Source organism: Chromobacterium sp. ASV23 (assembly GCF_016428945.1).
Taxonomy (GTDB): Bacteria; Pseudomonadota; Gammaproteobacteria; order Burkholderiales; family Chromobacteriaceae; genus Chromobacterium; species Chromobacterium sinusclupearum.
Window position 1 is genome coordinate 1 of sequence record NZ_JAELTR010000243.1, and the last position, 381, is coordinate 381.

Genomic DNA, 381 nt, shown 5'->3' on the forward strand with positions numbered 1-381 from the left:
TGTTTATACATCCCCAATGCTACACTCATATACTGAATCCAAGCAGGCAATGCGGCACGCCCCCCCACTTCGCCATGGCCGAGCGTTCGCGGGGTATCGAAACCAGTCCAGACTCCAGTAACTAGTTCCGGCGAAAAACCCATGAACCATGCGACCACAAACTCATTGGTGGTACCTGTTTTCCCGCCGACATGTCTTTTCAAGACTTTTGCCCCAGTTCCTGTTCCAAACTGCACAACCTCTTGCAGTAGTTGGCTCATCACAAATGCCGTGCGTTCATCCATAGCTCGCAAGGGATCGTCGAACGTGGGTGGCTGCAACTTGGTAGCACCATGGGCCGCCTCTGTTTTGACGCCCGTGACATTATCCGCAGAGATACTC

1 pseudogene is annotated in these 381 nt (G+C 53.0%); it reads right to left on the minus strand.

Annotation, left to right across the window (positions count from 1 at the left end):
- Window positions 1–260, minus strand: a pseudogene (locus JHD59_RS22415) (penicillin-binding protein); the annotation flags it as partial.
- Window positions 261–381 lie beyond the last annotated feature (121 nt).